Here is a 5176-nt window from a genome sequence, read left to right as displayed (position 1 = left end):
GGTTAAGGCTCCCAGTAGACGACTGGGTTGATAGGCCGGATATGGAAGCCAGGTGACTGGTGGAGTTGACCGGTACTAATAGGCCGAGGGCTTGTCCTCAGTTGCTCGCGTCCACTGTGTGGTTCCCGGGTTGCGAACAGTCGCACCGGTTGAACCAGTATGTACTCAATTGAAGAGTGTGCTTGTTCGCTAAGTGCCGATATCCCGCTCCGGCGGGGTGGCCCGATAGGGTTTCGGTGGTCATAGCGTGAGGGAAACGCCCGGTTACATTCCGAACCCGGAAGCTAAGCCTCACAGCGCCGATGGTACTGCAGGGGGGACCCTGTGGGAGAGTAGGACACCGCCGAACAATCTTTCAAGGACCCATGGTCCAGCGTTCATGCTGGACCATGGGTCCTTTTTTGTTTTCCCTGTTCTGTTTGCTCTCCCTGCTATCCCCCTTTCACCTGAAGCGCATCGGAAGGCCGACTGCGCGAGAATGACTGCGGTACCCGAAGACAGGAGCCCAACCGATGTCCCCCAACTCCTCCGACGACCGTCCCGAGCGCGATCAGCGCCGCCGGGACAGCGGTGACCGGGGCGGCTTCCGCGGAGGCCGTGACGATCGCGATCGCGGTCCGCGACGTGATGATCGGGACCGTGGTGGTTTCCGTCGTGACGACAGCAGTCGCCGTGATGACACCCGCCGTGACGACCATCGGCGCGATGACAACCGGGGCGGCGGGTATCGCGGTGGACGCGACGACCGGCCCGCCGGACCGCGTCGCGAGGACGACCGCGGTGGTCGTCCCAGCTCCAGTTCCGGTGCCGGCGGCGGTGGTTACGGCCGCCGTGACGACCGTGGCGGCCGGCCTGCCGGTGGTGGCAGCGGTGGCGGCGGCGGTTATCAGCGGCGCGACGACCGTCCCGGCAGCGGTCCTCGCCGAGACGACCGGTCCGGTGCTCCGCGGCGTGACGACCGACGCGATGACAGGCCCGGCTTCCGTCGTGATGAACGACGGGACGACCGGCCTGCCTTCCGTCGGGACGACCGCGCCGGTGGCCCCCGACGTGACGACCGTCCCAGTGGTCCCCGGCGTGACGACCGGCCGAGCGGTCCTCGTCGTGACGACCGTCCCGGTGGTGCTCGGCCCAGTTTCGGTTCCGGTGCCGGCGGGGGTGGTTACGGCCGCCGTGACGACCGTCCCAGCAGCGGTGGCCCTCGCCGGGACGACCACCGCCCGAGCGGCCCGCGTCGCGACGACCGTCGTGACGACAGCCGCCGCGACGATCGCCGTGACGACCGCCCCGCGTTCCGCCGTGACGACAACCGGGGCGGTGGCGGTGGTGGCAGCTACGGCCGTCGTGACGACCGGCCGAGCGGTCCTCGCAGGGACGACCGTCCCACTGGTCCCCGTCGTGACGACCGGCGTGACGACCGGCCCGCGTTCCGCCGGGACGACCGGCGTGACGACCGTCCCAGCGGTCCGCGCAGGGACGACAGCCGTAGCGGGGCAGGGCGCCCCAGCGGGCCCGGCGGTGGCACTGGCGGTGGCTACGCCCGCCGTGACGACCGTGGTGGCCGGCCCACGGGCGGGGGTGGCGTCGGCGGCGGTTACGGCCGTCGCGACGACCGGGACCGCGGTGACCGCGACCGCGGTGGATACCGCGGTCGCGACGACAACCGCCGTGGCGGGTACGAGCGCCGTGACGACCGGGACCGCGACCGTGACCGGGAGCCGATCAAGCGGCTGCCGATCCCGGACGACGTCACCGGCGAGGAGATCGACAAGAGCGTCCGCCAGGAGCTGATGAGCCTGCCCAAGACGCTTGCCGACGACGTCGCCAGAAACCTCGTCATGGTCGCCCAGCTCATCGACGAGGACCCGGAGCAGGCCTACGCGTACTCCCGTATCGCGCTGCGGCTCGCCTCCCGGGTCGCCGCCGTACGGGAGGCGGCGGGCTTCGCCGCCTACGCCACGCAGAAGTACGCCGAGGCGCTGGCCGAGTTCAGGGCCGCGCGTCGGATGACCGGGAATGTCGACCTGTGGCCCGTCATGGCGGACTGCGAGCGCGGACTCGGCCGTCCTGAACGGGCGATGGCGATGGCAGGCGAGCCCGAGGTGCAGAAGCTCGACAAGGCGGGCCAGGTCGAGATGCGGCTGGTCGCGGCCGGTGCCCGCAGGGACATGGGACAGATCGACGCCGCCATCGTGACGCTCCAGAGCCCCGAGCTGGCGTCCAACTCCGTTCAGCCGTGGACCGCTCGGCTGCGCTACGCGTACGCCGACGCCCTGCTGTCGGCCGGGCGCGAGGACGAGGCCCGCGAGTGGTTCGCCAAGACGATCGAGGCGGACAAGGACGGCGCGACGGACGCGTCGGACCGGCTCGCGGAGCTGGACGGCGTGGAGTTCGTGGACGCCATGGCCGAGGACGACGAGACCGAGGACGTCGAGGCCGACGGGAACGATGAGAACGACGAAGAGGACGAGGACGTCATCCTCGTTCTCGACGTCGAGGACACCGACGAGGACAGCGCCGACGACCTCGTCGACGACGAGGACGAACGCGACGAACCCGACGCCGGGCAGCGACCGTTGAGCTGAGTCGAGCCGATACGTGTGGGCGGTACTCCTCCCGGGGTGCCGCCCACACGTATGTGCGCCGTCAGTGGCCCGGGGCGAGACTTCGCAGCACCAGCCCCGTCGCCGGCTTGGGTCCGAAGGACGTCGACTTGCGGGGCATCATCACGCCCTGGCGCGCCAGTTCCCGTACGACCTCCTCGCGCACCGGGTGCAGCAGGACCGCCGTACTGCCGTCCCGTTCCGCCTTGTCGACGGCCGCCGCCGTGTCGTGGATGTACGCGATGTGCTCGGGCGCGTCGGGGATCCGCCAGAGGTGGTCCAGCAGCGTGGAGTGCAGGACCGTCGCGTCCAGCGCCCGCCAGGCCGCGGGCCGGTCGACGGGCACCGTACGCGCCAGCAGCTCCTGGTCCGGACGGTCGACCAGACGGAAGCGGCCGTTCCCGGCGAGCAGGAACGCGTTGCCCAGGGCGGCGGCGTCGGCGAGGGCGTCGAGCGCCTCAGGGAGCGAGCCGCCGACCGTACGGACACGGAAGAAGCCGGAGAGCGCCTCGACCGCGCGGTCGACGGGCAGTTGGTGCAGCACTCGGTGGATGGCGCGGACCTGGAGGGGATAGCGCGCCGTGTCGATCAGCAGGACCAGCCCGTATCCCCACGGCCCGGGTTCCGCGTGCTCGTCGCGCAGCCTCAGATAGGTCGCCCAGCGGTGGTGGCCGTCGGCGATCAGGGCCTGGTGGTGGCCCAGGTCGTCGGCGATCTCCAGGAGGTCGCCGGGATCGGTCACCGACCACAGCCGATGGCGGAAGCCGTCCTCCGTGGTGGTGGCGAGGAGCGGGGGGCGGCGGACGGCGCGCTCGATGACGCCCGCCGTGCCCGCTGTGCCCGCCGTGCCCGCTGTGCCCGTCGTACCCGGTGCGCCCGGCGGGCCGGTGGTCACCTCGCCGCCGCTGCGGTACGTCAGCAGCAGCGGTTCCAGATTCGCGGCGGTGGCCCGCATCAGGTCCGCGCGGTCCGCCACGACATCCGGCATGACGTCCTCATGAGGCAGCACGATGCCGTCCGACGGCGACGAGAGCGCCAGTGCCCCGATCACCCCTCGCTGCACCAGCTCGCCCTTGCACTGCTCGTACACGTACAGCGCGGGCTCCGGGTCCGGCGCGAGGACGCCCTCGGAAAGCCAGCGCGCCAGCGTCCGGGCCGCCTGGCGGTGGCGTTCGCCGGGCGTGGCGGCCTGCGGCAGGATCAGCCGGACGATGTTGTGCGGATCCGCCGATTCCAGGTGGTGCAGTCCGTCCGGCCGCACGACCACGTCGTACGGCGGAGAGGTCACGGCGGAGAGACTGCCGACCCGTTCGGGGACATAGCGGAGCCCATGGAACGGAATCAGCCGCAGCCCCTTGTCCGCAGGACCTGTTGTGTTCATCAGGGCATCGTATGTGGGGTGTGGGGAATGAGCGATGATCGGGAGAGAAGCACCATGGAGCAGGTGGGTTCGACGGACATGCCGTGTGGACGGCACGAGCGAGGAACGGACGGCGGATGAGCGAGCAGAGCAGGACCAGGCCGAGCGGGAGTACGACCGCGCTGCACAGGGCGTACGACACCGCTCTGCTCGATCTCGACGGTGTGGTGTACGCGGGCGGGGAAGCCGTCGCGCACGCCGTCGAGTCGCTCCGTACGGCCCGGGACGCCGGGATGCGTCTCGCGTATGTCACCAACAACGCGCTGCGCACGCCCGCCGCCGTCGCGGCGCATCTCACCGAACTCGGCGCGCCGGCCGAGCCGGCCGATGTCATCACCTCGGCGCAGGCGGTCTCCCGGCTGATCGCGGAGCAGTTCCCGGCCGGATCCAAGGTGCTGGTGATCGGCGGCGAGGGGCTGCGGGTCGCGCTGCGCGAGCGCGGACTCGATCCCGTGGAGTCGGCCGACGACGATCCGGTCGCCGTGGTGCAGGGATACGGCGGTCCCGATCTGACCTGGGGACGGTTCGGTGAGGCCTGCTGCGCGATCAACCGCGGTGTGCCGTGGTTCGCGTCCAACACGGATCTGACGATTCCGAGCGCGCGCGGGATCATGCCGGGCAACGGCGCCGCGGTGGAGGTCGTACGGATCGCCACGGGCGCCGTCCCGCAGGTCGCGGGCAAGCCGCTGCCGCCCATGCACCGCGAGACCATTCTGCGGACCGGGGCGCGGCGGGCGCTGGTGGTGGGGGACCGGCTGGACACGGATATCGAGGGGGCGTTCAACGGAGACGTGGACTCGTTGCTCGTACTGACCGGGGTGACGGACGCGGCGCGGCTTCTGGCCGCCGAGCCGAGGCACCGGCCGACCTATGTGGACGAGGATCTGCGCGGACTGCTGACCGGGCAGCCCGAAGTGGCCGTGACGGGCGACGGGTTCGGCTGCGGCGGATGGACCGCTTCGGTCGCCGGGCACGCGCTGGCGCTGGACGGGGACGGTACGGCGGCGGACGGGCTGCGCGCGCTGTGCGCGGCGGCCTGGACGGAGGCGGGCGACGGTTCCAGCACGCTGGACGCGGGCAAGGCTCTGGCGAGGCTGGGGCTGTAGAACGCGGAGGTCGCGCGGACGGCGGTCGCGGAGGGGCCGGGGAAGGC

The 5176-nt window shown here is 71.3% G+C and carries 4 protein-coding genes and 2 rRNA genes; 5 read left to right on the top strand and 1 reads right to left on the bottom strand.

Going from position 1 to position 5176, the window contains the following annotated elements; genetic code table 11:
• The 4 genes from BFF77_RS04170 to BFF77_RS36155 form a co-directional block, all read left to right on the top strand.
• Nucleotides 1-99, top strand: a 23S ribosomal RNA gene (locus tag BFF77_RS04170); the annotation flags it as partial.
• Between the two features lie 133 nt (nt 100-232).
• Nucleotides 233-349, top strand: a 5S ribosomal RNA gene (gene rrf, locus BFF77_RS04165).
• Nucleotides 350-597: 248 nt separating this feature from the next.
• Nucleotides 598-1791 (top strand): hypothetical protein, encoded by a 1194-nt coding sequence (locus tag BFF77_RS37700; RefSeq protein WP_211280148.1) that lies wholly within the window; start codon nt 598-600, stop codon nt 1789-1791.
• Nucleotides 1791-2585: a tetratricopeptide repeat protein gene (locus BFF77_RS36155; protein ID WP_066943883.1), complete on the top strand. Its 795-nt coding sequence runs from the start codon at nt 1791-1793 to the stop codon at nt 2583-2585. The genes BFF77_RS37700 and BFF77_RS36155 overlap by 1 nt, the downstream gene beginning before the upstream one ends.
• A gap of 61 nt (nt 2586-2646) precedes the next feature.
• Here BFF77_RS36155 and BFF77_RS04150 read toward each other — a convergent pair whose 3' ends face one another.
• Nucleotides 2647-3984, bottom strand: a complete 1338-nt coding sequence (locus BFF77_RS04150) for a DUF1015 family protein (RefSeq protein WP_066943881.1) — start codon at nt 3982-3984, stop codon at nt 2647-2649.
• A gap of 116 nt (nt 3985-4100) precedes the next feature.
• On the opposite strand from BFF77_RS04150, the gene BFF77_RS04145 reads away from it, so the two are divergent.
• A complete protein-coding gene (locus BFF77_RS04145; RefSeq protein ID WP_066943879.1) occupies nt 4101-5129 on the top strand; it encodes an HAD hydrolase-like protein in 1029 nt (342 codons plus the stop codon).
• Nucleotides 5130-5176 lie beyond the last annotated feature (47 nt).

It is taken from the genome of Streptomyces lushanensis (genome assembly GCF_001700515.1).
Lineage (GTDB): Bacteria > Actinomycetota > Actinomycetes > Streptomycetales > Streptomycetaceae > Streptomyces > Streptomyces lushanensis.
This window is presented reverse-complemented; position numbering and strand designations above follow the sequence as displayed.

Coding starts and splice junctions, on each gene's coding strand:
- BFF77_RS04150 (WP_066943881.1), bottom strand. CDS start 3,984: ATGAACACAACAGGTCCTGCGGACAAGGGGCTGCGGCTGATTCCGTTC.
- BFF77_RS04145 (WP_066943879.1), top strand. CDS start 4,101: ATGAGCGAGCAGAGCAGGACCAGGCCGAGCGGGAGTACGACCGCGCTG.
- BFF77_RS36155 (WP_066943883.1), top strand. CDS start 1,791: ATGAGCCTGCCCAAGACGCTTGCCGACGACGTCGCCAGAAACCTCGTC.